Source organism: Microbacterium sp. PI-SA-G, from assembly GCF_057215335.1.
In genome coordinates this window covers 2,145,776-2,172,389 of the sequence record NZ_CM170103.1, presented here as the reverse complement: position 1 = coordinate 2,172,389, position 26,614 = coordinate 2,145,776, and the positions used below count along the sequence as shown (strand labels likewise).

The following is a 26,614-nucleotide window of genomic DNA, read 5'->3' as shown; positions in this document are numbered from 1 at the left end:
GTCCAAAACGACGCGAGTTCGTATCAGGAGTGACTAGCGGCCGATACGCAGCCAGGAGCCGCGCTCCATTGTTTGCTGGTCGTCGGCGGTCTCCGCGGTCATGCGTGGGGCGAGCCCGTGCTCGCTTAGCGCAGTCAACGCGCGCTCGACGGTCGTTAGCTTCCGACGTAGGTCTTTGATGGTCGGGGCGTTGGGGTCCGAATATTCGTCCAGACGCTCGAGTTCACGGCGCACTGAGATCTCTGTCTTGACGAGATCGCGCCATACGCCGGGATCGCTCTCCAGCTTCTGCGCCTTTCGCAGAAGCTCCGCAGAAACTTGGCGCGCGATGACTTCTTCCAGAGCTTCGGGTGAAGTGCCGGGGCTCGCGAGGCCGAAGGCGATGCCGCCTCCCCCAGCGGTGACAAGCGCGCCCGCGGATAGCAGCCCGCCGATCATGCCGCCAGGCCCGAAGGCTGCCAGCGCACTAGTGATCGCTGCGGCACCTGCGAGCCCGGGGGCGGCGGCCAGAGCGAGGCCTCCCGTAGCGACGACGACCGCCACTGCACCCACGCTCACCGCGCCCCACTTGATCCATAGGTTCGTGTTCGAGGTGCCCGCCAACGCATCACGCGCCTCCTTTGCGGCCGCGAAAAGATCCTTGCCGAATCGCGTCGTCAGACCGAGCTCAGCCGTGAGATTCTCCATGGCGCGCTGACGCTTCTTGGGCTCAACGGCGATCTCGAACGGCAGCATGATGTTCTCGGCCGCGAGAACAACCAGCGGGACGACGGCTTCTTCCTTGGTGAGGTGCGTCAGAGGAGCCGGCTCAGCGGCCACAGAGCGAGAGTCGGAAAGGTCGACAGACAACCTCGCGATAGCGGAGGGCAGTGGCTGGCTCAGATCGGCCCGATGGGTCTTCAGCGCTTCGATCGCCTTGGACTGCACTGCGCGGATGGCACCTGCGTGGCGCTGCTGAACCTCGCCTTCCAACTCTGAATTGATTAGATGCGAGAGCCGTAGTGCTAGCAGCGCGATGGTCTCAGCCGCGTTCAGTGGAACATCAAGAGAACGTTCCGACGGAGCAACCTCACGAGACTTCGAGCCAAACAGCGCGAACCCGACCGCCTCGGCGACGACATCCCGACGCAGATAGTTGGAAGCTTGATGAGCGTTGAGAGGGCTCAACGTCAAAGTGGGCACCTGGAAGTCGATCATCCAGGGGAAGGCGGAAGAGACTCCTCGACGTGCCGCGACGGGGTCGAGCCCATCCCAGAAACTCACCCACCAGTCCAAGTTCGTCGGTGGCTCGCGCAGTACGTCTCGAAGCTTGTCGACGGCGAAGCTTGCGCTCGCCAATGGGCTGCCGATCGTAATCATCCCAACCACCCGAATCTCGGTCGGGAGCCGCGTGATCAGGTCTGCCGCGATCACCGAGCCGAGGCTGTGGCCGACGATCACAAGGTCGCCGGATTCGGGGATCTGGCCGAGGATGCGATTGAGGACGTGTGCGCGGACGCTCAGGTTCCGCAGGTAATTGCGCGCTTGCTCGAAAAAGGGGATGTCGACGGCGTAGTTGACGATGGCATCGCCGCCGATGTACCCGTTACCCATCGTCTGTTCACCGAGCCTGAACTCGACGGCACTGATTCTGCGCTCGAACTCGCGCCTATTGGTTCGAGCTTCTTCACCCGAGAGACCTGTCGTAGTGCGAGCAGGTAGCGGTTCTTTTGTGTCCGATCCCGTGAGTAGTTGCGCATACTTCGGTGCGATCACCTCGGTTTGGTCAAGCCCGGAGTGACCGACAGCGGTCAGCGACTCGGAGAGCTGCTTTCTCCATGTTTCGTCGGGATCTCCCGTTCCCACTCCATGCAGAAACAGCAGGATCGGCTTACTCGACATCGGGTCCCCTCCGCGCATGATTTCTCGCCAGTCAGCCTCTCAGAGGCGCGACTGCGGCGAACTTCGAGCCAGCATATCGAGGCTTACGGATCTCGAATTCTTAGAAGACCTCTTTCAGCGTTACATCGCTTGTGGGCCCCGCGACCATGGAAGCTGAAGGCGCCTCTAGGATTCGAGTCGGCTGGGGGTGAATGCGAACTCCACAGGCCCCGCGCCTGTCTCTCACGCTGGATCAGAAACGCCTCTCCCCGAATTGGTTCCGAGGCGTTTCTGATCCAGCCCGATGGCCGTGGCGCTTACTGCACCGACCACCCACCATCCGAGGCCAGGATCGCCCCGTTGATGTTCACGGCGTCGTCCGACAGCAGGAACGTGATCGACGCGGCCAGGTGCTCCGCCGTCGCGACGGTCGGGATCGCCTGCTGAAACGGGGCGAGGCGTCCGGAGCCGTACTCCGACATGTTCGGGGGCATCGGGATGCCGGTGGCGACGCCGCCCGGTGCGACCGAGTTCACGCGGATGCCCTTCGGTCCGTACATGAACGCCGCCGACTTGGTGACGCCGATGATGCCGTGCTTGCTGGCCGTGTAGGCGTTGCCCGAGGAGTTGCCGCGCAGGCCCGCTTCGCTCGAGACGTTGAGGATCGAACCGCGGCCCGCAGCTTCCATGATCGGGAGCACCGCGCGCATGAGCTTGAAGGGCGCGGTGAGGTTGATCGCGATGACGCGGTCCCACACGGCATCCGTCGTCTCGCCCGCGGGGGAGAAGTCGTCGTTGATGCCGGCGACGTTCGCGAGGGCGTCGATGCGGTCGCCCGCGGCGGCGATGACGGCGTCGATCGCGTCTTGCTTGGTGAGGTCCCCGGCGACGGTTGTGATGTCGGCATCCGGCAGCTCGGCCTTGAAGGCTTCGAGCTTGTCGGCGGCGATGTCGCTGGCGATCACGCGTCCGCCTTCACGGGCGATGCGCGAGGCGGTGGCCTTGCCGATGCCCGATGCGGCGCCGGTCACCATCACGGTCTTGCCGGCGAAGCGTCCGGCGGTGGGCTTCTCGGTCCAGCCGCTGCCCTCGGTGTCTTCGGGGATTTCGCCGCCATTGGCCGCGCGCACGAGGTCGTCGACGATCGACTGCGGCATGGCGCCCTGGCTCATCGCGACGAGCTGCTGCAGCGGAAGACCCAGCACCGGGGTGAGCAGCTCGGGGTCGGCGCCCGTCTTCTCGAAGAGGCTGCGGATGAGCGGCCCGCCGGTCGGGTCGTTCATCCAGTCGGCGATGGTGGAGTGTGCGGTGAGGGCCATGCTCGTTCTCCTTGTTCGAGTTTCGCAACGGTGCGTCTACTTATGATTCAGCATACGCCCGAGTACGCTCGGATGGTGCCCCGACCTCGCAGTGAGAAAGCCCGTCAGTCCGTGCTGGACGCGATGCGCGCTGCGCTGTCGAGCGGCGGATACGAGGCCGTGACGATCGAAGGTCTCGCCGAAGCCGCGGAGGTGTCGAAGCAGACGATCTACCGGTGGTGGCCGTCGAAGGCGGCGATCCTCGGCGAGGCGTTGCTCGAGGGCGGATTACCGGGGGCGGATGTCGCGGTGCCCTTCACCGACGACCTCGCGGCGGATCTGCGGTCGTGGTTCTCGGCGATGAGTGCGGCGCTGGCGGATCCCGACGGGGTCGCGATCGCGCGGGCGCTGATCGTTATCACGGCGTCGGATCCGGAGCTCGGGCTCGCGCTGAACGAGAAGCTGGCGGCGCCGATTCGGGAGCGGGTCACGGAGCGGGTGGCGCTGGCGGTGTCGGCGGGGGACGTGCGGGCGGATGCGGATGCTGCCGCTATCGCGGACCAGTTCGTGGCGATGGCGAGTTATGCGGCGTTGCTGGGACGGCCGCTGGGGGATGAGCGGGTGGATGCGACGGTGGGGGTGTTGCTGCGGGGGATTGCGGCCCCGTGACGTGGCTCGTGCTTCGAGGTCGGTAGACCTGCAAAGGTTCGAGCAGGGCGAAGGGGCCCCTCTACGTTGGCCCCTTCGCCCTGCAGGCTCGCTCCTCTCAGTGATTCACGCCCGGGTGTTGCTGTCAGCCGATGATCTGAAGCGTCGAAGTACGAAGGATGACAAGAGGAACGTGAGGACGACCGTCAGGGCACCTGCCATCGCCCAGGACCCGGTGACGGTGACCGCGTTCGTGCCTCCCGTATCGCGGAAGCCCTCGAATTTGGCGACGAATGGCACGACGAATGTGCTGGCGGTCGCGAACGCGGTGGCTGCGAGCAGCATCGCAGCAGTCACGACGACCCCGATAGCAATCCCGAGGGAACAGGCGATGATGAAGAGGCGTCCGGGGATCTCGCTGGTGGATATCGAGAAGCTGGCGTCGAAGGCGCGGGAACCCGCCGGGTCGTTCGTGAACGGAGGCTCCATCTAGCTATCTAAGTCCACATATGAGGACACGAGCAATATACTCGATACGACCTATGTGTATCTGGACGATCGTGAAGGGCGGCGCCCTCGGGGATTCGAATCAGAACGCCCCCACCGTGGGGCAGCGGGCGAGCTCGTTAGGGAGGATCGGGGCGGTCCAAGCTAGCGCATGAGCGCCGCCGACAAACGCTCTCTCAGCGCTGGATCACACACGTAGACGTAAGTTCCGCGCATCCCGCGCGTCAACAGCACACCATAGATGTTTCGGATGAACGTCAGCAGGTCATCGTCTCCGAACGCATCCTTGAGGTGCCCGGTGTTCTCCTTGCCCTTCTTGTCGCGATAGCTTTCGCGATCAGCGACGATTCGTCGGGTTGCCGGGTCGAAGCGGAGGTCCGGTCCGATGATGACGCCGGCATAGTTCAGGTCGTACCCCTGAACGGTGTGGATCGAGCCGACCTCTTCGAGCGATCCTTTTGAGTTGATCCAGTCCTTATCCGTGCCGTTCCATCGCATGCGCTCACCATCAAGCTCGATGTCGAATACTTCCGGGTTCTTCTTCGACACCCAATCCCACGCGTAGCCTGCGACGAGGCGGGAAAGACCGAGCTCAGCATCCTTCTGCCGGATGGCATCGCGCATCTCTCCGAGGTCGTCGAAGAGGCGGAGTTCATACTCACCTAGGACGGGGAGCGATGGCGCTTCATCCCGCAGTAGGGCGCGGACGAATTCGACATAGTCTGCGCCGGCCTGCACGCGCATCTGGGTCGTCAGACGGAAAAAGCGATGCGCGTCTTTGGACCCACTGATCTCGGCGTTGAGTGCCGCCGGAGAAAGATCGTGGGGCCGCACGCTCTGTTCCCCATCGACGAGCAGGAGTTGATGTTTGCTCTGAGCCTTGATCCAGTCGAGCTGGGTGTACCGAGAATCATCGCTTCCGAACAGAGCCTCATTGATCTCGCGAAACTTCTTGTTCTGCACGCCCGACGCCTGGTTGGCTCGCTGTCCGAGTCGGTGGGTCTCGTCAACGAGAACGAGGTCATAAGCCTCGTCGGATTCGCCAAGCTGGAATGGCGACATCACCATCGCAGCATCGAGCTTGGGTGTCTTCTTGAAGACCTTCTTCACCGACATCCGCAGAGACTGCTGCGGGATCACGAGCGCCATGCGAAGGGTCTTGAGCAGCTGGCGATTCTCGGGGACGAAGAACTCTGAGAACATCGAGTCCGGCTCGACGCCGTCGCGGTCGTCGTAATCGCGGATGTCGGCGAGCAACTTCATCAGGAAGATCGCGATGATCGTCTTGCCAGTTCCCGGGTTGCCCTGGACTACGAGCGTTGATCGGGCGCCGGGATCCTGAAGATCTTCGAGCAGTCCCTCCAGGATGTCCATGATCGCGATGCCCTGGTCGTCTGTCAAAGCTTTGAAGGGCGACAGTTTGAAGAGGTCGGAGTTCTCGATCTGCGGGATACTCCGCGAGAAGAGCCCCTCTGCTCGCATCGCCTCGAACACGTCACGAAAAGACTCACGGTAGAGGTCGCGGTCGTAGTACTGCGCGTCCGTCAGGCCGTCGTTGCCGTTGAGGATGCGGTACCGACCGTCGCCCGAGAACCAGCGGATGAGATGAGACTCGAGGTCGAGGCACACTGACTTGTTGAACGTGTGATCCACGACGACGCGAATCGATTCAAGGGACTCGTTCTTCTTTGAGCCCGCAAGGTGCTGACGCATCCGTGTAGCGGCGCTCACCGTCTCACCTACGTAGAGCCCGGGTGAACTGCGCTGGGTGTCACCTTCGATCACATAGACGACTGGCCAGTTGGTGTGTCGAGTGTCGTCGCCAGCCCACGTATCGACAGCGTCACGGCGGAACGGAAGGCGCTGGATGCTGAAACCTGTCACTCTGGTGCCTCGGACAGCTTGGTGTACTTCGTCATGCGGCCCTTGGCCAGCTCGACAGGGTACTTCGCCTTCGTCGACTCCAACTTTTTCATGACAATCTCGTCAAGGTCGACGCCGATCTTGTTCGCGAGGTGGACGCAGTAGGTGACAACATCCGCGAGCTCCGCCTCCACCTGCTCCTGGTCGAAGTCCGGGGACCACTGGAAGCACTCGAGGAGCTCACCGGCCTCGATCGAGACGCTCTTGGCGAGGTTCTCCGGCGAATGAAACTGGTCCCAGTCCCGTTCGGCCACGAAAGCGCGAAGGGCGGCGAGAGTCTGCGGCGACGGCATGATGCGACGCTAGCAGGGTCGGCGAAGAGCTCCGAGAACACTCCTCGTTCGTTGCCGACCCTCGCCTGATGTCGAACGGGAAGCATTGCCCACGGTTTCGAGGTTTCGGGCTTCAAGGCTGGTAAACAACCCTGTTAGCTTGCTTACGGAGGCATAGTGAGCGAGAGCCGCGTTATCGAGGTCGTTGCAGCTGTCATCGAGCGTGATGGCCTGATCCTTGCGTGCCGCCGCCGACCGGAGAAGACCGCTGGAGGGAAATGGGAGTTCCCCGGAGGCAAACTCGAAAAGGGTGAGACGCACAGCGAGGCTTTGGTGAGAGAGATACGCGAAGAGCTCAGCACCTCCATCGAGGTCTCCGCCCCGCTTCGAACGGATGACACCGTGGTCGGCGAAAGCACTATCCGCCTCATCTGTCTTCGCGCTAGGTTGCTCGGAGAGCCACCGACCCGGAGCCTCGATCATGATGAACTGCGTTGGGTTCGTCGCAGCGATCTGCCGGACCTCGATTGGGCCGCCCCGGATCTGCCATCTGTCGCGGAACTTGTGGCCGGGTCGCCTACTCAATGACCAAGAAACCCTCGTCGTCCCGGACGATCAAGAGGATTCCCAACTCGGACAACAAGGCCTCGAGATGTGCGATCGGTCGACTGGGAAGCAAGACGACGGGAACCGCAGGCATGCCGAATTCCCGAGCGAGTAGCGAATAGTCGAGGACTTGCCCAATTGCGGTGCGGACGTATTCACGAGCGGGCGACTTCTTCGCTTCGACTACCCAACCAGACTCCAGGACATAGAGATCCGGCTCGATCGTGGCTCCTGCGGAGCTGAGGCGAAGGCGCTGAGGAGTCTCACCACGCGACTGGATCCACTTCCCGAAGTCTTCTTGCAACTCGAACTCGATTCGCGAGACGACGCGCTCACCGGGTATCAGTGGTGCCCCGACGACGTACGACGACGACTCGGGAGGCGTCCACGACGAGGCCTGTACCCGTTCCGCGAGGGGCGTGGATGGCGCATCGAGTGCTGCCACATCGGCGTCGACTGGCACGAGCTTGAAGATGATTCCGTCACGAGGATTCCCGTCGGAGTCCGGGATTGTCTCAATGCTGAACGCTGGCTCTCCCGTTGTGAACTCCCCGACGTACGTGACGGAGGTGCCTTGTTTTGTCAGCAGGCGGATGGTGCGCCCGTCTCGGGCTGCGTCTCGAAGAGCTTTGTTTCCACGCGCGAACACTTGGGTTCCGCGCTGACCTTCACCCGTGTAGAGAAATGAGCCATCCTCCTGAAGTCCTTCAAACGCGTCGTACCCGTGCCTCGCTCCGCTTTCCGGGCTGGTGATGACGAGGATGTCGGGAATCGACTTCGGCGTGATGATTCCGCCCTGCTCCTGACCTCCGTAAGCGGCGTGGATCTCTCGTCGCAGCACGGTGTCGCCGATCTCGAGTGTCCAGAGCGTCGGGTCGGTGGGTCGGAGCTGCCGAGGGAACCGAGTCCGCACGGCGTCGGCCTGACTGTCCTCGAGTTCCCATCGGGCGACGCTTTCGGGCAGCCTGCCGTATTGCTCCCGAAGGAAGCCGCGGATGCGCTTCTGGCTGACGTTCAGTTCGAGCGAGAGTCGGGCCGGCGTCGTAGTGCTCACGCGACGCAGCATATCGATATGCTGCATCACTCATGCGTCGTGGCAACGTCCGCTAGGAATGATGCGCATCGGGCAAGCAGCGTTCCTACGCACCACGTCACCTGCCGCTGGAACTCTGGCATTCGCGGTGATCAGTACTCCGCGGGCCGAGCGCCCCCTTGGTTAGGGTGAAGGCACACCATGACCTGGAGGGGATCACGATGTCCGCAGAAGCGACCACCACTTTCCATTCGAACGCCGGCGTGGCGACGACGGCTGCCGCGGTGCAGCGCGTTCTCGCCGACAACAAGAGCAAGGTGCTCAGCGAGAGCGCCGACGGCTCGCAGATCGACTTTCAGACCCGCAAGAGTCTCTTCAACTGGGAGCTCCTCGGACGCGCGAACGTCGTGCCCGCAGCATCCGGTTCCGACGTGCACCTCGCGCTGAACGTGCACCACAACCGCCCCCCGGCACTGATGGACGGCGTGAAGAACCGCAAGGCCGTCGAGAAGCTTGCCGGGCAGATCCAGGCGGCGATCAGCTGAAGTCTGGGTAGCAATCGGAGTCATCAACGTCGAGGTCACGCCGATGATCGAGTTCTGAGCCCCCGGCGGGGACCTCTACCGCAGCCCGCACGCGCAACCCGAACGCCACACCGGCCAGCGCAATAACAACACCCCCATACCCGACACAGACCGCCTCGAGCCCGACAACCCCCACCAGCGCCCCCGCGATCACCGCCGGCACGCCGAACGCGAGATACGCCAGCACATACAGAACCGCGAAAGCATCCGCCCGCTGCGTCGCCGGAATCCGCGGCGCCAGTGACGCGACCACTCCCGAGAACGCCGTGCCGAATCCCATCCCGGTGACCGCGGCCGCAGTGAGGTAGAACGGCAGCGACTCCACGCCCAGCGCGATCAGCGACAGCAGCGTCCCGATCGCGAGGGCTGAGGTGCCGAACAAGACGGAGGTCCGCGCGGCCTCCTTCCGCATGACGAATGCCGTCACCGCGCCGACGCCGGCGAGCAGCACCACGCCGAGCCCCTGCCAGGTGTGCGCCTCGCCACCGAGCTCGCCCCGCACGATGTTCGCGCCGAGCGAGAGGAACAGCCCACCGGTCGCCCAGCCCGCGATCACGGCGGGAGCTCCGCGCCAGAAGTCAGCCCGAATCGCCGGAGGGATCGACAGCCGGAAGCTCAGCGACGCCCACGCGCCCGGCCTGCGCGGCGCGGTCTCGGGGATCACGAAGAACAGCACCGCGAGCACGACGTATGCCACCGTCAGCGGAGCGAACACGTCGAGCAGTGCCTCACCGCTCACGTCGAGCATCACGCCCGACGCGAGCGCGCCGAGCGCGAGCCCGACGCCGGGGCTCAGCGCGTTCCACAGCGCCGCGACACCAGGGCGACCCTCCGGCGCGAAGTCGAGCACCGTGGCCGACAGTGCCGAGATCAGTAGGCCACTCGCGACGCCCTGCAGGATGCGCGCGAGGAACAGCGGCGCGACGGCATCCGCGTGCCAGAAGAGCAGCATGCTGCCGGCGAGCATCAGGAGTCCGGCGACCACGACCGGGCGGCGTCCGATGTGGTCCGAGAGTGAACCGGCGGTGAGCAGCGTGAGCAGCAGCGCCACGGCGTAGACGGCGAACACAGCGCTGATCACGATCGCGTCGAACCCGATGTCCTGTGCGAGCACCGGATAGAACGGCGACGGCGCACTCGCCCCGGCCATCATCAGGATCTGCGCCACGATCGCCAGGACGAACCCGAACCGGGCGCGCCCTTGGCCGGTTCCTGAGCGAGCGAAGCGCCCTTCGTCTCGCTTCGCTCGCTCAGGACCCGAGGAAGGGCGCTCAGGGTGCGGGGTGCGAGCTGCGATCGGCTCGGTACGGGTCATGACGTCTCCTCTATAGTTCGAGAATCATCGAACTATCGGAGCGTACTCGCCATCCGGCAATTGTTCAACTATTCTCGAACTATGCCTGGCGACCTTCCGCACCCGGAGCGCTCCGAGATCCAGCTCACGGACGTGCTCTTCGCACTCAGCGACCCCGAGCGTCTCGCGATCGCTCGCCAGCTCGCCGACGGCCCGCTCGACATGGCCGCCTGCCACGCCACCGACCCGAATCTGCCGAAGTCGACCAAGTCGCACCTCATGAAGGTGCTGCGCGAGGCCGGCGTCATTCGCAACGAAGCGAACGGGCGGCGACGGATGCTGACGCTTCGCCGTGACGACCTGGACGCGCTGTTCCCCGGGCTGTTGGAGTCGGTGCTGCGGAGTTAGGGCGCTTCGGCAAGCCCAGCGCCGACTACCCCTTCCGCCGACTCCCCGCCGACCGCGGCGGGTTCGCCCGCAAGTGCGCACTCACCTGCGTGAGCACCCTCTTCAGCCCCTCGACGTCCTCCGCGCCGAGCGAGTCGAACAACAGCGTCTTCACCGTCTCGATATGCCCCGGGAACACCTGCGCGAGCACCCCGCGCCCCTCCTGAGTGATCGCGACGATCGTGCTGCGCTCGTCCTCCGGTGACGGCGCCCGCGTGACCAGGCCGCGCTGCTCGAGCAGCTGCGCCTGATAGGTCAGCCCACTCCGGCTGTAGACGACGCCATCGGCGAGGTCGGTCATGCGCTGCCTGCCGTCCGGAGCATCCCCGAGCCGTGCGAGCAGCTGGAACTGCACGTAGCTGAGCTGCCCGGCATCCTTCAGCTGCTTCTCGACGGAGTGCCGTAGCAGGCTGCTCACCTCGGTGAAGGCGAAGTAGGCCGAGAGCTCGGTCGGCGTGAGGCTGCGCGGAGGTGTGCTCATTCGTCCAGTATACGTGTTGCTTCGAATTCGAAGCAGTGCTACCGTCTCCATATGCTTCGAATTCGAAGCACCTACACAAGGAGAAGATCATGAAGGCAGTACGGTTCCACGAAGTGGGCGGACCCGAGGTACTCCAGTACGGCGAGATCGAGCAGCCGACGCCCGGCGCCGGTCAGGTGCGGCTTCGCGTCGCAGCATCCGCGTTCAACGCAGCCGACAACGGCATGCGGGCGGGCTTCCTGCCCATCCCCGTGACGCTTCCGCACGTTCCCGGATACGACGTCTCGGGCACGGTGGATGCCGTCGGCGAAGGCGTCGACGAATTCGCGATCGGCGACGCGGTCGTCGGCTTCCTGCCGATGGGTGAAGACGGAGGGGCAGCCGAATACGTCGTTGCTCCGGCGGAGGCACTGGTGGCGGCACCGACCACGGTCGACCTCGCGGATGCTGCGGCGTTCCCCTCGGTCGCACTCACTGCACGCCAGGCGCTGTTCGATGACGGCGACCTGCGGGCGGGGCAGCGTGTGCTCATCGTCGGTGCGGGTGGAGTGGTCGGCAAGTACGCGATCGCGCTCGCTGCCCGGGCCGGCGCTCACGTCATCGCGACGGCGAGTCCGCGCAGTGCGGATGCCGTCAAGGCAGCCGGGGCGCACGAAATCATCGACCACACCACGACCTCCGTGCTCGATGCGGTGTCTGAGCCGGTTGACATGCTCCTCAACCTCGCCCCGATCGAGCCCGACGAGTTCACCGCCCTGGTGAGACTGGTCCGCGACGGGGGAGTCGTCGTGAGCACGACCGCCTGGATGCCGGCACCCGACGACGCCCACCGCGGTGTGCGGTCCGTGGTCGTCTTCGTGCGAAGCGACGCCGAGAAGCTGCGCGAGCTCGTCTCACTCGTCGACAGCGGAGACCTGCACCTCGAGGTCACGCGGCGCATCCCTCTGACCGAGCTGCCCGCGTTGCACGCAGAAGCCGCGGAGGGCCGGATCTCCGGCAAGGTCATCGTCGTGCCGTGAGCGAGGATGTCGACTGCGAGCGCATCGCCTGACCGTCTGCGAAAGCTTGACGGAACGGCGATGCGCTCCAGCCCTTCCCTCGCGACGAATGCTGCGACAGGATGAACGGACCGATGTCGAAGGAGGGCACCGTGCCGTCGCCCGTGAATTCAGCGCAAGAAGCCTTCCGCGACTACGCAGACGCTCACCCCGCCGGTCCGACGGTGATCCGGAGGATTCGTCGCGTTCTCGTGTTCTCGGTGGTCGCTGCATTCATCTATCCCCTGTTCATGGGGAGCAGCAGGGGTTACTGCGCCGGCACCCTCGTCGAGGGCGCAACGGAGGTCACGCGATGCGTCGACTTCGCGCTCAGACCCAGCCCGTTCCTCTACGTCGGAATCGCGCTGCTGGTTCTGGTCGGAATCGGACGAGTGGCGGACGCTGTCGACCAGCGTGCGGCGTTGCGCACGCTCGACCGCACGATGATCGGAGTCGGCGTGCTCGTCGTCACCGCGATCGTGATCTCGCAACTCTGGTTCCGACTGATGCCGGTCGAGGACTTCGTCGCCGGATCCGGTTCGATCTTCAGCCCCTTCCCCTTCGGGCTCATCGACGTCGCGGTATCCCGCCCGCCGGAGCCGTAGGCCGCCGGGTCACTTCCGCGAACTCCCTGTCCCTCTGTTCGCAGGTTCGACTTTTTCCCCTCTGAAACGTCGACTTTTTCCTCTCTAAACCGTCGACTTTTTCCTCTCTGAATTGTCGACTTTCTCTACTTTGCGGCGTACGATCCTCCTGTGCCCTCCTATAGACCCCGGATCATCGACCGACAGCTGTCGGACGTTCTGCAGCACCCCGGCGCGGTTCTGCTGGAAGGACCGCGCGCGTGCGGGAAATCTGCGACGGGCCGCCACCATACGGCAAGCAGCGTTCAGCTCGACATCGATGACGCGGCCCTTCGGATCGCAGACATCGATCCATCACGACTGTTGGAAGGCGCGAAGCCGCGCTTCATCGACGAGTGGCAACTTGCTCCCCGAGTATGGAATCTCGTAAGGGCCTCCGTCGACAGGGAGTCCGATGCTTCCTATCTCCTCGCGGGCTCGGCGGTGCCCTCCGACGATGTGACGCGGCACTCCGGCGCGGGACGCATCCTGCGTCTCCGGATGAGGCCGATGTCGCTCGCCGAGTCGGGTGACTCGACAGCTGAGGTCAGTCTCGAACGGCTCTTCTCGGAGCCTGAAGCCGCGATCTCCGCGGCTTCGCACCTGTCTGTCGCAGACTTGGCGCGAGCGACGGTCCGGGGTGGATGGCCGGGGCTCCGAGAGCTGCCGCAGCGGCAGGTGCTCGTGCGCCTGCGTTCCTACCTCGAGGACATCGCGCGCGTTGACCTCGCCCGTCTCGACGACGAACCGCGCCGTAACCCCGATGCCGTCATGCGGGTCATGCGAGCTCTGGGAAGGAGCACGGCAACCGAAGTGGCGGTTGCCGCATTGGCGCGAGACGCGTCGACCGGCGCGGAGCGGATGACGGACGCCACGGTCCAGGGCTACCTCGGAGCGCTCGCGCGCGTCTTCGTCATAGAAGACCAACCGAGTTGGGGTCCCCACCTGCGCTCCCGCGACCGTGTTCGCAAAGCCCCGCGTCGGCACTTCATCGACCCGTCGCTCGCTGCGGCAGCGGTGGGCGCAGATGACGAAAGGCTGCTGACAGACCCGGAGTATTTCGGTCAGTTGTTCGAGTCTCTCGTCATCCGAGATCTGCGGATCTACGCTGAGCCCCTGGGTGGGGTCGTCCGCCACTATCGAGACAGCGCCGGACGCGAGGTGGACGCGATCATCGAGCTGCCGGACGGGTCATGGATCGCCGTCGAAGTGAAGCTCGCTGCTTCGCGCGAGGACGAAGCAGCGGCATCACTGGACCGCTTCGTCGCGAATCTCGATCCCGCGCGCACGCCGGGACCTGCGGCGAGGGTGGTGATCACCGGCGGTCAGTATGGGTATACACGACCGGACGGAGTACACGTGGTCCCGATCGGGGCGCTCGGCGCGTGATCTGCCAAGAGCGTCGCCGCGAGCCTAGGCTCCGCACGTCACCCCTTCGGGAGGAGAAACTCACTCCGGGAGGACGGATTCCACGAATTCGTCCTCCCGAACGCAGATCTCCTCCCGAAGCAATGCGCCACGCGCCCCATCACGTCACCCGACCCCACGCCACCCAATCCCGCGCCCCGCGATCCGCCTTCCGGCTTCCTCCGCCGCGACCGGCTCCCCGACGTCCCCACCCAGCTCCAGCGACACCGCCGAGTGCACGATCGTCTCCTCATACACGTGCACGAGGTTGTAGCCCTGCGCAGCATCCTGCCCGCGAGTGGCCCCGAGGGGCTGCGCGAGATCCTGCCCATACGCGCTCGACGACGCGACCGCGACCGGAATCCCCGCGAACGTTCCGAACGACGGGTGGTGCACGTGCCCCGAGAGGATCCCTCGCACGTCCGACCCGCGCAGCACCGCGGCGAGTGACGGCTGATCCCGCAGCTCGACCGTCACAGCCAAGTCCAGCACCGTCGGCAGCGGCGGGTGATGGATCAGCAGCAGCGTTCCGGCCGGTGCCGCCGTCGACAGCTCACCCTCCAGCCACGAAAGCTGCGACGACGGCACCTCCCCCCAATGCGCGCCCGGCACCGTCGAATCGACGACGATGACGCGCATCCCTCCGAACCACCGCACCTCGAGAATCGGATCGGTCCCCGCCCCCGCGAGTCCCAACTCCTCTCGCATGGCACGGCGGTCGTCATGGTTCCCGGCCGCCCAGACGACCTCGCACCCCAGCGCTTCGGCCGCCGGCGTCACCATCGCCCGCAGTCGCGCGTACGCCGAGGCATCCCCGCGATCGGCCACATCCCCGGTGAACAGCAGCGCGTCAGGGCGGATCCCCGAGCCGATCAACCGCGTGAGCATCAGCTCGAGGTTCGAATCGGCATCGGCCCCGCTGCCGTAGAGCGGCGCGCGCTCACCCGGCAGGTGCGTGTCAGAGATGTGCACGAAGGTGTGCGACGGACGAGGGTGTTCGGTGAGGATCATGTCTCTTCCTGGTCAGCGAACGGCAAAGCGGTCAAGAAAAAGGCGGTCAAGAACAGCGGACGCTCAGACGGCGGCGGCCGTGGTTCCGGGCACGAGGGTGCCGGCGAACGAGCGGCGCACCACGGCATCCGATTCGTCGTCATCGTCCACGGCGGTGAGCAGCGCCTGCATGGTCTCGACGGCGGCGGCCGCGACGGCCTCCACCGGAATGCGCACGGTGGTGAGCCCGAGCAGATCGGCGCCGGGAAGGATGCCGTCGCACCCCGTCACGCTCACATCATCGGGCACGCTCATGCCGGCCGCGCGAGCGGCGCGCATCACGGCGAGCTGGCGGTAGTCCGAGGCGCACATCACGGCGGTCGCCCCGGCGCGCACGGCCTTGAGTGCCTCGTCGACACCCTCGTCGGGGCGGGCGCCGGCCGAGATCATGGTGACCGCGACTCCCGCGTCGATCAGCACGTCGCGCATCGCGAGCGCACGCAGATGCTCGGGGTACGAGGCTTCGGGCGAGCCGGCAAGCACCACGACCTGCCGGTGCGCGAGCGAGACGACGTGTGAGGCGAGCAGACGCCCGTGCCCCTCGTCGTCGTAGTGGGCGGTGTGGATGCGTCCCGCCGACTCCACACGCCCGGCCCGCAAAATCGGCACTTGATCGGCGAACGGCTCGAGCTGAGCTGCGGTGATGCCACCGGTCGCGACGATGAGCCCCGCGACGCGCATGCCGAGCAGACGCTGCAGCGCGTTCACCTGCTTCGCACCCTGCTCGTCGGCGCCGATGGTGACGGTGACCAGGTCGAGTCCGCGCTGATGCGCTTCGTCCTGCAGCCGCGAGAACAGCAGACCGTACGCGGGGTTGCTCGCGTCACGCAGCATGAGCCCGACGGTGCCGGTGCGGCCGGCGGCGAGCTCGGCGGCCATCGTGTTGCGCACGTATCCGAGCCGCTCCGCCTCGGCCAGGATGCGGTCGCGGGTGTCGGGGGCGAACCTGCCCTCGCCCTTCAGCGCCCGGGTCGCGGTCGCCCGCGAGACGCCGGCCGCCGCAGCGACGTCACTGATGGTCACCCGCAGGGCGGGAGGGGTGGCATCCGTCCCGCTCACGCGCGCGTCTTCCGCTTGCGGGGCGCTCCGGCGCGCGAACCTCGTCCATACACGAGATACATGGTGACACCCATGATGATCATCAGCAGCACCGTGTAGACGAAGGTGATCGGCATCGCGTCGAGGTTGTTCTCGCCGCGCGTGCTCTCCTGAATCGCCACACCCAGCGGCTTGTACAGCGGGTGGTACAGGAAGATCGCCGCGTCGTAGTCGTCGAGCAGGCTGTTGAAGTTGAGCGCCGTGATTGCGGCCGCCGTCGGCAGCACCAGCGGGATCAGCACCCGGCGGAACGTAGTCAGCGAGCGGGCGCCGAGAATGCGCGAGGCGTCTTCGAGCGAATCCGGCACCGACGCGAACCCGGCCTTGAGCAGGCGAAGGGTGAACGGGATCTTCACGCAGATGTACGCGACCAGCAGCAGGATCGGCGTTCCCGTCAGCACGATGTTGCCCACGATCGCCTGCGGCTCGTCGAACGCCATCACCAGCGCGAGGGCGATCAGCACGATCGGCAGGATCCACGGAATGTGCAGCACGTACTCGATGGCCGTGGTCAGCAGGTTGCGGTGCTTCTGCATGAGCCGCGCCACGAACAGCAGCCCACCGACCACGATGATCGCCGCGAGCGCGCTGTAGACGACGCTGACGACGAACGGACGGATCGCCGCCGCGCTCGAGAACACGGTGATGTAGTTGTCGAGCGTGAAGCTGTCGAACGTGATCGACCCGGCCAGGATGCTGCGCGCATCGACGAACGAGAAGATCACGATCAGCACCACGGGGATCAGGTAGATCACCCACAGCAGATACGCGATCAGGTGCACGACGACGTTCGCGAACGGGTTGCGGATCTGCTGTTTCTGAATCGGCGTCGCCACCTTCGCGACCGAGAAGTACACGCCCGACTTCTCGGCGCGGTTCATGATCGCCAGCAGGATGATCGTCGCGATGCCGAGCACGATGGCCAGGAGAGCTGCGATGTCACGCGTGATCGGGCTGCGCGACAGATCGATGATCAGCGGCGCGACGGTCTGGAAGTCCGGACCACCCAGCACCAGCGGAGCGGTCAGCGCCCCGAGCCCGATCAGGAACGTCAGCACGGTCACGGCGAACAGCATCGGCTTCATCACCGGCAGCACGATGCGACGCAGGATCGTCCACGTCGACGCGCCCATCAGCTTCGCGGCCTCGATCGACGCGTAGTCGACCTTGCCGAGCGACGAGGAGAGGAAGAGCATGTGGTTCGTCGTGGTCGCGAACGTCATCACGAACACGACCGCGAAGTAGCCCGAGAACCAGTCGCGGTCGAGGTCGGGCCAGACGTTGACCATCATGTTCGTGAAGAAGCCGAACCGGCCGTAGATGAAGTTGTAGCCGGCGGCGAGCACGATGCCGCCGTAGATCAGCGTGGTCGCGTACCCCAGCCACAGCAGCTTCGCGCCGCGGACCTTGAAGTACTGCGTCACCAGCACGATGAACACACCGACCACGTTCACCGTGATCGCGAGCGTGATCGCCAGCAGGAAGCTGTTGCCCAGCGTCTTCAGTGCGCGCTCGCTGCCGAAGAGCTTCTCGACGGCGCGGATGCTGAACTGCCCGTCAGGGAAGAACGTCACCCCGAGCAGGGCGGCGTTGGGCAGCACGAGGAACGCCGCGGCGAACCAGATCACCACGATGCCGGTCACCCACGCGAGCGGGGAGCGCAGCATCGCCTTCACACTGCCCGGGCGGCCGCGGCGGCGACGGATGCTGGGCTCCGACGCCTCGGCGGCATCGGTCGCGAGGGCACCGGGAACGTCGGTCATCGCCGCGGAGGGCGGCGGCACCGGCTGAGAGGGCTTCGTTGGGTCGCTCATGTCACGCCGCCGGGTACTGCAGGACCCAGCGCGGGTCGACGTCGACGCGCACGGCATCGCCGGCGTCGTACTGGTGGGCGCTCGCCGCAGCGGGCACGCTCACGCGAAGGGTGCCGTCCTCGGCAGAGACCGTGTAGACGCTGTGGCTGCCGTGGTACGTCCGCCCGACGATGGTGCCGTCGAGCGATGCGGCCGCGGACGCGGTGTCGGATGCCGCGGCCAGGTGCAGCTTCTCGGGGCGCACATACGTCTCGGCCGTGGCATCCAGATTCCCGCCGATGCTGACGATCTGGGCCGGGGTGAGGCGGTTGTTCTCGCCGATGAACCGGCAGACGAACGGGGTCGCGCTGCGGTCGTAGATCTCCTCGGGGGTGCCGACCTGCTGCAGCGTTCCGGCATCCAGCACGGCGATGCGGTCGCTGAGGGTCAGCGCCTCCTCCTGGTCGTGCGTGACGTAGACCGTGGTCACGCCGACCTCGTGCTGCAGCTCCTTCAGCTGTTCACGCAGCTGCACGCGCAGCTTCGCGTCGAGGTTCGATAGCGGCTCGTCGAGCAGCAGGATGCTGGGGGTCAGAGCCAGTGCGCGGGCGATGGCCACACGCTGCTGCTGTCCGCCCGAGAGTTCTGAGACGTTCTTGTCGAGTTGCGACGACGCCAGCCCGGTGCGGTCGGCGACCTCGTCGACGCGGCGCTTCTGGTCGGCCTTCGAGACCTTCTGGTCGCCTTTCTGCACTGTGAGGCCGAAGCCGATGTTCTCGCGCACGTTCATGCTGGGGAACAGCGCGTAGTTCTGGAACACCATGCCCACGCCGCGCTTCTCGCTCGGCACACGGGTCACGTCACGGCCGGCGATGTGGATGCTGCCGCCGGTCGGTTCGATGAACCCTGCGAGGGCACGCAGGGCGGTGGTCTTGCCGCAGCCGGACGGACCCAGGAGGGTGAAGAACTCACCCTCCTGGATCTCCAGATCGAGGTGCGAGACCGCACGGTGATCGCCGAAGGTGACCTCGACGTTGTCGAAACGGATCATCGTCTTCTCTCTCTGCCGGATGTGACGGGGACGGGTCGGCGTCAGCCGATGTACTCGAGCGTGACCTTCTCGACCCAGGCGCCGAGGTTCTCGCTCACGAAGCCGAAGTCGATGTCCTGACGGTCGAGCGTGCTCAGCAGCTCGACGACCTCGGGGTTGGCCTGTGCGACCGCGCCCTCGTTGACCGGCATCGCGTTGAACTCGGCGGCGAACTCGCCCTGGACCTCGGCGCTGCCGAACCAGTCGATGAACTCGTGCGCCTTGTCCTCGTTGCCGGTGCCGTTGATCTGCGCGATCTGCTCGGTCACGTACGGTACGCCGTAGTCGGGAACGATCATGCCGGTCGCGGTGCCGTACTCCTCGTCACGGCCGGCGATGCCGCTCGAGGGGAGCACTCCGTAGTCGACCTCTTCACGCGTGATGCGGGCGTAGAGATCGGTGCCCTCGACCGCGGGCGAACCGTTGGCGTAGTAGGACTCGACCAGTTCCCAGCCCTCGTCGCTCACGCCCAGGTCGCCGTCCTCGTCGAGGTGGCGGGAGAGGATGCTGGCGAGCACCAGCTGCGGCGTCGCCTGACCCAGTGCCGGGTTGACCTCGTAGCGGCCGGCGAACTTCTCGTCGGTCCAGAGGTCTTCTTCATCGGTGGGGGCGTCGGTGATGCGGTTCTCGTCGTAGACCGTGACGATCGCCTGCTCCACGAGCGGCCAGAACGCGCCGTCCGCGGGGTCGCCGGCGTCGGCGGGAACCTCGCCGCTCCACGAGGGCTCGTACCCGGTGATGGCCTCTTCGGCCTTGAGCTGCTCGAAGAACATGTTGTTCAGACCGAAGACGACGTCGCCCACGGGGTTGTTCTTCTCGGCGATGATGCGGTTCGTCAGGTCGGCGCCGCCGAGGCCCACGATCTCGATGTCGATGCCGGCTTCCGCCGCCTGCTCGGTGATCCACTCGCCGCGGCCGTCGCTGTTGGAGTTCGTGTACACGATGAGCGTGTCGCCCGAGCCGCCGCCTTCGCTGCTGCCGCTCTCGCCGTCGGACGGGGTTTCGCTGCCTGCGGTGCATCCGGTGAGCGCGATCGCCGCCGCCGCCGTCATTCCGATGAGCGCCCAGCGCCTCTTTTGCCTGTCGACCATGTTCGTCCCTTTCTCGCCTTCGAGGTATGTCGATGCGACACTACCCGTTCTTGTGGTGAAGGCACAAAGATTGTTTGGTTTCGTGAGCGCGGTCGCGCGTCCGCACTCAAGATAGGCGGGTTGCGTGAACGGACGGGTGCGGGGGAGTGAACTCTGGGGTCGGGCGGTGCGCGGTGCTCTCGTGGCGCCGTCGAGGCGCACGTTTAGCCAGCGGCGCCCGTCTTCTCGGTTTCCCAGCCGGCGCGCAATGCAGCCTCGTGTCTCGAGGTGCGGTCGAGGTGTCGCGCCGTGAGCGTCACAGCGACATCGATCAGCGCGCGGGGGCGGAAACGTCGGTTCCACAGGACGAGTGCCCACACCGCCGACATCCCGAGGATCAACCAACCGAGAGGGGCGGCGTCGGCCGACTCGGTGAAGAACACGATTGCCAGGGCAGCGCTCGCCCCCGCGCCGAGGGCGACGAATGAGACCGTGAGCCACGCACGTAGCTGCGGCGCCTCCGCCTTGTCGGCTCCCATGAGCCAGGCTGCCGTGAGGATGAGCACGCCGAAAGTCATCATCGCGCACGCTGCGATCCACTGCGGCGACCAGACGGCGCTCGGCCCCCAGATGATCGAGCTGATCCACAGGCTGAGACCCGTTTGGACAACTATGGGGATGGCGGCAAAGAACGCGAATCGAAGACCGGATCGAGCGGTCGGCTTCCTCCAGCCCTGACCCAGGGACGCCGCGGCCCAGCCCTCGCGTGCCGCCAGGTCCTCTTGGGCGGAGCGGAGCCGTTCCTCGAGCGTCCTGGTCTTGGGCGGTGCCATGTGCTCAGCAAGCACGAACGTCACGTATCCCAGCAGCACGGCGAACAGCACGATCGCCAGCCGATGGGGCGTCACGACCACGATCACGACGGCGAAACTCAGCACGAATGCGAGGGTGACTCGGACACCCCATGCGATCAGGCGAGCGGCGTCGTCGTCCGCTTCGCCCTTCGCCATCCGGAGTCCGCTCAGCGCGCCCAGGACTGAAGTGAAGAACAGCAACTCGGGTGAGTACATCGGTGCGGCGAACGGGTGCAGGAAGTGTAGGACGGCCAGGGGCGGGAGGTTGGCTGGGGGCGTGCTCGCGACGACGGACAGCGCAACGATCGCGATGTTGCCGAGTAAGGCGAGCAGGAACCAGAGCAGCGTTCGGCGGAAGAGGGACGGGTCTGTGGGAATCGACATGCGTCCGGAGTATCAGGTGGGGCTGACGTGAGTACTCGCGATTGGCGGCGATTCTGAGCGATTCCCCTAGACCTAGGGGGCTGTGTCGGCTGGCTGCGGGCGGTCGACAACTCCCACGGAATATCCCGATATGCCGATACATAACCGAACAAATCTTCGAAACCCGGCCCTGCCCGGGATAAAATGGAGCATGGCGAAACCGACCGGGTTGCACGAGGCGATGGCTCGCCTTGATGACGCCTGGTCGCAGGCCGCAGACGCGGGTGACCTGTCGAGAACGCAGCTCGTCGCGGTCGGTGAGGTGCTGGGCGAACTGCAGCGACGGATCGATGCGGTGCACGCCGATGTGGCCGCACACATCGCTCGCGAGTCGCGGACCGAGCTGGGTGCCGACAGCCTCGCGAAGCAGCACGGCTTCCGCACGCCGGCCAAGATGATCGCGGCGGCGACGGGAATGTCGACCGGAGACGCGTCGCGCCTGATCGCCGTCGGAGAGGCCACGGCGCCGCGTGCTGATCTGCTCGGCGCTCGGCTGCCGGCCAAGTACCCGTGTGTGCGCGAGGCGATGGCCTCCGGCGCACTCGGAGTGGCCGCCGCCGGACTGATCATCGCGCTGCTCGATCGGTGCCGCGTGGTGGCGGGTGCGGTGCGCATCGCTGAAGCCGAGCGCGCACTGTGCGATGCCGCGGTCGGGCTCAGCCTCGACGAGGTGCGTCGCCTGATCGTGCGCGCTGAGGCCTGGCTCGACCCCGACGGCGTCGAGCCCCGAGCCGAAGAGCAGCGCAGTCGCCGGTCCCTGACGTTCTTCCAGCGCGACGGCATGGTGCATCTGTCCGCCAAGTTCGACGCCGAGACGGCCGCACCGATCGTCGCGGCGATCCACGGGTTCGTGACCGCGGCGTTCGCGGCCCGGCACAACTCTCCCGACCCCGACGCACCCGATGCTGACCGCCGCACCGTCGCGATGATCCAGGCCGACGCGCTCTCGGTGTTCTGCGGGCACGTGCTCGACTGCGACGCGCGGCGCGTGCCGCTCGCCGGGGCGACCGTCGTCGTGCGGCTCGGGCTCGACGACCTCGAGTCGGGGAGCGGAACGGCGACCATCGACGGAATCGACCAGGTCATCAGCGCCGGGGCTGCCCGGCGCATGGCCGCTGGCGGGGGAGTGATCCCCTGCGTGCTCGGCGGAGACAGCGAGATCCTCGACTGGGGCCGCGAGAAACGGCTCTTCACCCGCGCCCAACGCCTGGCGCTGGTCGAGCGAGACGACGGCTGCGCCATGTGCGGGCTGCCACCCGAGATGACGAAAGCCCATCACATCCGCTGGTGGAAACGAGATCACGGACCGACCGATCTCTCCAACGGCGTGCTGCTCTGCGAGACCTGTCACCACCGCATTCACGACAACGGCTGGGAGATCCGCATCGACGGACCCGGCACCGGGGCACGAGTGTGGTTCATTCCGCCGCGCTACGTCGACCCCGCCAGCACGCCCCGCCTCGGCGGTCGCGCCCGCTTCGACATGGCGGCCTGAACCCCGCTACTCCGTGGTGCCCTCGGCCTCCGGCGAGCCCTCAGCCCCGGCCTCCCACCGCAGCAGATCGCCCGGCTGGCACTCGAGCACCGCGCACAGGGCATCGAGGGTGGTGAACCGCACGGCCTTCGCCCGGCCGTTCTTCAGCACGGCGAGATTCGTCGGAGTGATGCCGATCCGCTCGGCCAGCTCGCCCACGCTCATCTTGCGACGCGCCATCATCACGTCGATGTCGACCACGACGGGCATCAGATCACCTCGTCATCGAGCTCGGAGCGCAGCGAGCGCGCCTCCGCCTCGCGATCGATCGCCTGTCGCAGCAGAGCCTTCATCACCACGACCAGCAGCGCCATGCCCCCCAGCACGAGCGCTCCACCGCAGATCAGCCCCACGATCCCGGGGGCCGTCTGCCCCGGCGCCAGCGCGATCGCCAGCACCAGAGCCAGCGCTGCGGCGGCCAGGATCGCCCCGATGATCACGTTGACGTAGCGGAACGACGACTCCGAGAAGATCGATCCGCGACCGATGCGGTTCAGCAGCATCCACACGCACACCGCGAACACCTGCATCGTCCCGACACCCAGCACCACGATCGAGACCAGCAGGATGCGCCCCCACAGCTCCTCCTCGCCGAGGTCCAGCCACAGCAGTGGCGCGATCAGCGCCTGCACCGCCACAGAACCCAGCAACGCCAACGCGATCACGACGCGCAGCACGACGATCGTCGTCTTACCCATATCGCCACCAATCCTCGAAGAACAACAGGAATCTATCGTTAAACGTTCGATTTGGGAAGTCGGACAATCCGCGCACCGGTCGCCATGCCCCGGTGTCAAGCCCGAGGCGCCGCGGATTCTCGGCTTCTACCGTGTGAGATCAGGCCCCCAGATCAGACCCACGCGGAAGGAGCCGACATGACGCCCATGCACGTGCACGCAGGCTCCGGCGGGGGCGGCGGCGACGGCATCCTCTGGATCTTCGTGCTCCCCTTCGTGGTCGCCGTCGGTGGCTACCTCGCCTCGGTGCTCGCCGAGCACCGCCGTGGCCGCGACTGGCCGTGGACGCGCACGCTCTGCTGGATGCTGGGCTGCGCCACAGTCCTCCTGGCACTGCTTGGGCCGCTGACGACCTCGGTGTTCTCGGGCTTCGTCGGGCACATGGTCGCCCACGTGCTGATGGGCATGGTCGCACCGCTCCTGCTGATCCTCGGCGCCCCCATCACGCTCGCTCTGCGCACGCTCGACCTGCTCACCGCGCGACGGCTCAGTCGCATTCTCCGCAGCACCCCGGCGCGCGTGTTCACGATGCCCGAGGTCGCGGCCACGATCAACCTCGGTAGCATGGCCGTGCTCTACCTCACGCCGCTGCACGCCATCGCCCAGGTGCCCGTGTTCCACCTCGTGTTGATGGGGCACTTCCTGCTCACGGGAACGCTGTTCACGGCATCCCTCGTCTCGATCGATCCCAACCCGCACCGCGCTCCGATCCGCACCCGGCTCATCGTGCTGGTGCTCGCGCTCGCCGCGCACGGGGTGCTGGCCAAGCTCATGTACGCGTCGCCACTCCCCGGTATCCCGACGGCGGAGGTCGAGGCCGGCGCGCAGCTGATGTTCTACGCGGGCGACATCGTCGACCTGGCCCTCATGGCGCTGGTGCTCGGCGAGTGGTACCGGGTGTCGGGGCGACGGCTCGCCCGGCGCCCGCGCATGCCCGCGGAGTCCGTCGAGAGAGGAGTCGCGTGATGCAACGGCCCGCCGGCGACCCGCACCGCTATGAGGGCGAGGCGTTCTCCGTCTTCCGCCACCAGTGCTTCTGGGCGGCCTTCCTGCTCGGCGTCGGCACGATGGTGGCGATCGACGAGATCGTGTTCCATCAGATCCTCGCGTGGCACCACTTCTACGATCGCTCCACCCCGGCGGTCGGCCTCTTCGCCGACGGGCTGCTGCACGCCGGCGAACTCCTCGCCTTCGTCGCGGGGTTCTTCCTGACGCTCGACGCGCGCCGCCGCGGCACCTTCGCGCGCGGCATCGCGGTCAGCGGCTACCTCGTCGGACTCGGCGCGTTCCAGTTGTGGGACGGGCTCGTCCACCACAAGCTGCTCGGTCTGCACCAGATCCGCTACGGCGTCGACCTGCTTCCGTACGACCTCGCCTGGGTGTTCGCGGGCGTCGTGATACTCGCCGCCGGGGTGTTCACCGCGATCGTCACCACCCGCCACGTCCGGCGGCGCGGAATCTGAGCACAGCGAGCCGGATGCGGTTCAGCGGAAGTACGACGCCCCGTTCAGATCGAGGATGCTGCCCGACGCCCACGTCGACGCCCCCGACGTCAGGTAGGCGACGGCATCCGCCACCTCCGCAGGAGTGCCTACACGCCCGAACGGGCTCTGCTCCTTGATGCGCTCGCCCGACTCGCCGGCGAGCTTCTCGGCCTGCCGCTCGGTCGAGATCATGCCGGGCGCGACCGACGTCACCGAGATGCCGTGCGGCGCGAGCGCCAGCGCCATCGACTGCCCGAACGCCTGCAGTCCCGCCTTGGTCGCCGCATAGGCGGGGTGTTCCGGCTCGCCGCGGAACGCGCCGCGCGAGCCGACGTTCACGATCGCCCCGCCCGCGCCCGTCGCGATCATGTGCTGCGCCACCAGCAGCGTCACGTTCGAGGCGCCGAGCAGATTCACCTGCGCCATCTGCAGCCACGCCTGCTGCCACTGCGCGTACGACGCCGATGCCGGAGCATGCGCGTTGCCCGCGTTCGGCGCCACCGCCGCGTTGTTCACGAGGATGTCGATCGACCCCAGCGCCGCCGCGGCCCCGTCGACCACGCTCTGCGCCCCGGCCGGATCGCCGATGTCACCACCGACGATCGCGTGCCCGCTGCCCTCGAGCGATGCCAGCGTCTCGTCGGCCGCCGCCCGGTCCGACGCGTAGTGCACCACGACCCGATCGCCGCGTCGGGCGAGCGTCTGCGCGATGGCGCGACCGATGCCGCGCGAGCTTCCGGTGACCAGGGCGTGCGGCATGGTGCTCCTTCTATCGGGTGATGACTTCTACGGTGCAATGCTTGCTGGCTGCGCGCGCCATGCGACGGTCGAGCGTGACAAGCGTGCACGTGGCGAGCTCCGCCAGCGCGACATAGGCGGCGTCGTAGGCGGTGAAGTTGCGGCGGAGCGCCAGCACGCGCGGGACAAGGGGGAGTGTCGCCGAGAGATCGACGCGTAGCCGGGTGAGATCAGATGCCGCAGCGTCGAGACGCGCATCGCTCAGGAGCCCTCCGCGGTTGAGGCCCCATAGCGCGGAAGCGACCTCGATCGGCAGGTGATCCGGGGCGATCAACGTCTCTGCCTGAAGTCGTCGGTGAAGCTGCGTGGTGACCCCGGTGGAAGTGAGAAGGTCCACCACGGCGGACGCATCGACCACCAGCATCAGGTGGGGCGGCCGTCTCGGACTGCGTCGACGATGGCGCTCGCCGGGATCGGAGGGTCCGCCGGTCGGTCCGCGAGATCGGCGAACAGCTCAGTCAGGGTCGGTTGCCGGGCCAGCCGAGTGAGTTCCGCGGTGAGGAATTGCTGCAGCGACTGTCCGTGTGCCTCGGCCCGCGCTGCGAGTACCGCGTGAACGGACGAGTCGAGATCGCGAATCAGGACGTTGGGCATGCTTACAGTATGCATGCGTTCCCGGAGTCTGAAAAGAAAGTCATGTCGCAATGCTTGCGCGCACCGCGA

The 26,614-nt window shown here is 66.3% G+C and carries 29 protein-coding genes; 10 read left to right on the top strand and 19 right to left on the bottom strand.

Features of this window, described 5'->3' with window-relative positions; all coding sequences use genetic code 11:
- Positions 1-33: 33 nt before the first annotated feature.
- Both AC2D10_RS10585 and AC2D10_RS10580 read right to left on the bottom strand, forming a co-directional pair.
- On the bottom strand, positions 34-1,881 hold the full coding sequence (locus tag AC2D10_RS10585; RefSeq protein WP_484707633.1) for a hypothetical protein: 1,848 nt from the start codon (positions 1,879-1,881) through the stop codon (positions 34-36).
- 296 nt (positions 1,882-2,177) lie between these two features.
- A complete protein-coding gene (locus AC2D10_RS10580; protein WP_484707632.1) occupies positions 2,178-3,179 on the bottom strand; it encodes an SDR family NAD(P)-dependent oxidoreductase in 1,002 nt (333 codons plus the stop codon).
- Between the two features lie 75 nt (positions 3,180-3,254).
- On the opposite strand from AC2D10_RS10580, the gene AC2D10_RS10575 reads away from it, so the two are divergent.
- On the top strand, positions 3,255-3,827 hold the full coding sequence (locus tag AC2D10_RS10575) for a TetR/AcrR family transcriptional regulator (RefSeq protein WP_484707631.1): 573 nt from the start codon (positions 3,255-3,257) through the stop codon (positions 3,825-3,827).
- A gap of 105 nt (positions 3,828-3,932) precedes the next feature.
- Here AC2D10_RS10575 and AC2D10_RS10570 read toward each other — a convergent pair whose 3' ends face one another.
- The 3 genes from AC2D10_RS10570 to AC2D10_RS10560 form a co-directional block, all read right to left on the bottom strand.
- Positions 3,933-4,295, bottom strand: a complete 363-nt coding sequence (locus AC2D10_RS10570; protein WP_484707630.1) for a hypothetical protein — start codon at positions 4,293-4,295, stop codon at positions 3,933-3,935.
- Positions 4,296-4,457: 162 nt separating this feature from the next.
- Entirely contained in the window at positions 4,458-6,197 is a 1,740-nt protein-coding gene (locus tag AC2D10_RS10565; protein WP_484707629.1) for a DNA/RNA helicase domain-containing protein, read from the bottom strand.
- Positions 6,194-6,529, bottom strand: coding sequence for a nucleotide pyrophosphohydrolase (locus tag AC2D10_RS10560; protein WP_484707628.1), 336 nt, complete (start codon positions 6,527-6,529; stop codon positions 6,194-6,196). Before AC2D10_RS10560 ends, AC2D10_RS10565 begins: the two co-directional genes overlap by 4 nt.
- A 156-nt stretch (positions 6,530-6,685) precedes the next feature.
- Between AC2D10_RS10560 and AC2D10_RS10555 the strand changes: the two genes are divergently transcribed.
- Positions 6,686-7,096, top strand: coding sequence for a (deoxy)nucleoside triphosphate pyrophosphohydrolase (locus tag AC2D10_RS10555; RefSeq protein ID WP_484707627.1), 411 nt, complete (start codon positions 6,686-6,688; stop codon positions 7,094-7,096).
- Here the strand turns inward: AC2D10_RS10555 and AC2D10_RS10550 are convergent.
- A complete protein-coding gene (locus AC2D10_RS10550; protein ID WP_484707626.1) occupies positions 7,086-8,168 on the bottom strand; it encodes an SRA domain-containing endonuclease in 1,083 nt (360 codons plus the stop codon). The two genes, AC2D10_RS10555 and AC2D10_RS10550, sit on opposite strands and share 11 nt — an antisense overlap.
- A 200-nt stretch (positions 8,169-8,368) precedes the next feature.
- Between AC2D10_RS10550 and AC2D10_RS10545 the strand changes: the two genes are divergently transcribed.
- Positions 8,369-8,692, top strand: coding sequence for a hypothetical protein (locus AC2D10_RS10545; protein WP_484707625.1), 324 nt, complete (start codon positions 8,369-8,371; stop codon positions 8,690-8,692).
- Here AC2D10_RS10545 and AC2D10_RS10540 read toward each other — a convergent pair.
- Positions 8,685-10,046 (bottom strand): MFS transporter, encoded by a 1,362-nt coding sequence (locus AC2D10_RS10540; RefSeq protein ID WP_484707624.1) that lies wholly within the window; start codon positions 10,044-10,046, stop codon positions 8,685-8,687. The two genes, AC2D10_RS10545 and AC2D10_RS10540, sit on opposite strands and share 8 nt — an antisense overlap.
- 81 nt (positions 10,047-10,127) lie before the next feature.
- Here AC2D10_RS10540 and AC2D10_RS10535 point away from each other — a divergent pair, with 81 nt between their 5' ends.
- Complete coding sequence (locus AC2D10_RS10535) at positions 10,128-10,433, top strand: ArsR/SmtB family transcription factor (protein WP_484707623.1); 306 nt, start codon at positions 10,128-10,130, stop codon at positions 10,431-10,433.
- A 25-nt stretch (positions 10,434-10,458) separates the two neighbouring features.
- Here the strand turns inward: AC2D10_RS10535 and AC2D10_RS10530 are convergent, their stop codons facing one another.
- On the bottom strand, positions 10,459-10,953 hold the full coding sequence (locus tag AC2D10_RS10530; protein WP_484707622.1) for a MarR family winged helix-turn-helix transcriptional regulator: 495 nt from the start codon (positions 10,951-10,953) through the stop codon (positions 10,459-10,461).
- 89 nt (positions 10,954-11,042) lie between these two features.
- On the opposite strand from AC2D10_RS10530, the gene AC2D10_RS10525 reads away from it, so the two are divergent.
- From AC2D10_RS10525 to AC2D10_RS10515, 3 genes are all read left to right on the top strand, one after another.
- Positions 11,043-11,972, top strand: coding sequence for an NADP-dependent oxidoreductase (locus AC2D10_RS10525; protein ID WP_484707621.1), 930 nt, complete (start codon positions 11,043-11,045; stop codon positions 11,970-11,972).
- 101 nt (positions 11,973-12,073) lie between these two features.
- Positions 12,074-12,595: a hypothetical protein gene (locus AC2D10_RS10520; RefSeq protein WP_484707620.1), complete on the top strand. Its 522-nt coding sequence runs from the start codon at positions 12,074-12,076 to the stop codon at positions 12,593-12,595.
- Between the two features lie 150 nt (positions 12,596-12,745).
- Positions 12,746-14,002, top strand: coding sequence for an ATP-binding protein (locus AC2D10_RS10515; protein ID WP_484707619.1), 1,257 nt, complete (start codon positions 12,746-12,748; stop codon positions 14,000-14,002).
- A 144-nt stretch (positions 14,003-14,146) separates the two neighbouring features.
- On the opposite strand, the gene AC2D10_RS10510 is transcribed toward AC2D10_RS10515, so the two are convergent.
- From AC2D10_RS10510 to AC2D10_RS10485, 6 genes are all read right to left on the bottom strand, one after another.
- Positions 14,147-15,031 carry a metallophosphoesterase gene (locus AC2D10_RS10510; RefSeq protein ID WP_484707618.1) on the bottom strand — a complete coding sequence of 295 codons (885 nt, stop codon included), beginning with the start codon at positions 15,029-15,031 and terminating at the stop codon, positions 14,147-14,149.
- Positions 15,032-15,094: 63 nt separating this feature from the next.
- The gene (locus AC2D10_RS10505; RefSeq protein WP_484707617.1) at positions 15,095-16,129 is read right to left on the bottom strand and encodes a LacI family DNA-binding transcriptional regulator; all 1,035 of its coding nucleotides are present in this window, start codon (positions 16,127-16,129) and stop codon (positions 15,095-15,097) included.
- The gene (locus AC2D10_RS10500) at positions 16,126-17,835 is read right to left on the bottom strand and encodes an ABC transporter permease (protein ID WP_484711845.1); all 1,710 of its coding nucleotides are present in this window, start codon (positions 17,833-17,835) and stop codon (positions 16,126-16,128) included. The genes AC2D10_RS10505 and AC2D10_RS10500 overlap by 4 nt, the downstream gene beginning before the upstream one ends.
- Before the next feature lie 148 nt (positions 17,836-17,983).
- A complete protein-coding gene (locus AC2D10_RS10495) occupies positions 17,984-19,012 on the bottom strand; it encodes an ABC transporter ATP-binding protein (protein WP_484707616.1) in 1,029 nt (342 codons plus the stop codon).
- 41 nt (positions 19,013-19,053) lie between these two features.
- Positions 19,054-20,142, bottom strand: a complete 1,089-nt coding sequence (locus tag AC2D10_RS10490; RefSeq protein WP_484707615.1) for an extracellular solute-binding protein — start codon at positions 20,140-20,142, stop codon at positions 19,054-19,056.
- A gap of 203 nt (positions 20,143-20,345) precedes the next feature.
- Positions 20,346-21,359, bottom strand: a complete 1,014-nt coding sequence (locus tag AC2D10_RS10485) for a hypothetical protein (RefSeq protein WP_484707614.1) — start codon at positions 21,357-21,359, stop codon at positions 20,346-20,348.
- A 190-nt stretch (positions 21,360-21,549) separates the two neighbouring features.
- Between AC2D10_RS10485 and AC2D10_RS10480 the strand changes: the two genes are divergently transcribed.
- Positions 21,550-22,893, top strand: coding sequence for a DUF222 domain-containing protein (locus AC2D10_RS10480; protein ID WP_484707613.1), 1,344 nt, complete (start codon positions 21,550-21,552; stop codon positions 22,891-22,893).
- 6 nt (positions 22,894-22,899) lie between these two features.
- Here the strand turns inward: AC2D10_RS10480 and AC2D10_RS10475 are convergent, their stop codons facing one another.
- Entirely contained in the window at positions 22,900-23,142 is a 243-nt protein-coding gene (locus tag AC2D10_RS10475) for a helix-turn-helix domain-containing protein (protein WP_484707612.1), read from the bottom strand.
- A complete protein-coding gene (locus AC2D10_RS10470; protein WP_484707611.1) occupies positions 23,142-23,630 on the bottom strand; it encodes a DUF2975 domain-containing protein in 489 nt (162 codons plus the stop codon). Before AC2D10_RS10470 ends, AC2D10_RS10475 begins: the two co-directional genes overlap by 1 nt.
- A gap of 177 nt (positions 23,631-23,807) precedes the next feature.
- Here AC2D10_RS10470 and AC2D10_RS10465 point away from each other — a divergent pair, with 177 nt between their 5' ends.
- Both AC2D10_RS10465 and AC2D10_RS10460 read left to right on the top strand, forming a co-directional pair.
- Complete coding sequence (locus tag AC2D10_RS10465; RefSeq protein WP_484707610.1) at positions 23,808-24,635, top strand: cytochrome c oxidase assembly protein; 828 nt, start codon at positions 23,808-23,810, stop codon at positions 24,633-24,635.
- Positions 24,635-25,132: a DUF2243 domain-containing protein gene (locus AC2D10_RS10460; RefSeq protein WP_484711844.1), complete on the top strand. Its 498-nt coding sequence runs from the start codon at positions 24,635-24,637 to the stop codon at positions 25,130-25,132. Before AC2D10_RS10465 ends, AC2D10_RS10460 begins: the two co-directional genes overlap by 1 nt.
- 21 nt (positions 25,133-25,153) lie before the next feature.
- On the opposite strand, the gene AC2D10_RS10455 is transcribed toward AC2D10_RS10460, so the two are convergent.
- From AC2D10_RS10455 to AC2D10_RS10445, 3 genes are read right to left on the bottom strand one after another with little or no spacing between them, the layout of a single operon-like run.
- Positions 25,154-25,912, bottom strand: coding sequence for an SDR family NAD(P)-dependent oxidoreductase (locus AC2D10_RS10455; RefSeq protein WP_484707609.1), 759 nt, complete (start codon positions 25,910-25,912; stop codon positions 25,154-25,156).
- A gap of 10 nt (positions 25,913-25,922) precedes the next feature.
- Complete coding sequence (locus AC2D10_RS10450; RefSeq protein ID WP_484707608.1) at positions 25,923-26,315, bottom strand: type II toxin-antitoxin system VapC family toxin; 393 nt, start codon at positions 26,313-26,315, stop codon at positions 25,923-25,925.
- Complete coding sequence (locus AC2D10_RS10445; protein ID WP_484707607.1) at positions 26,315-26,545, bottom strand: FitA-like ribbon-helix-helix domain-containing protein; 231 nt, start codon at positions 26,543-26,545, stop codon at positions 26,315-26,317. Before AC2D10_RS10445 ends, AC2D10_RS10450 begins: the two co-directional genes overlap by 1 nt.
- Between the last annotated feature and the right edge of the window lie 69 nt (positions 26,546-26,614).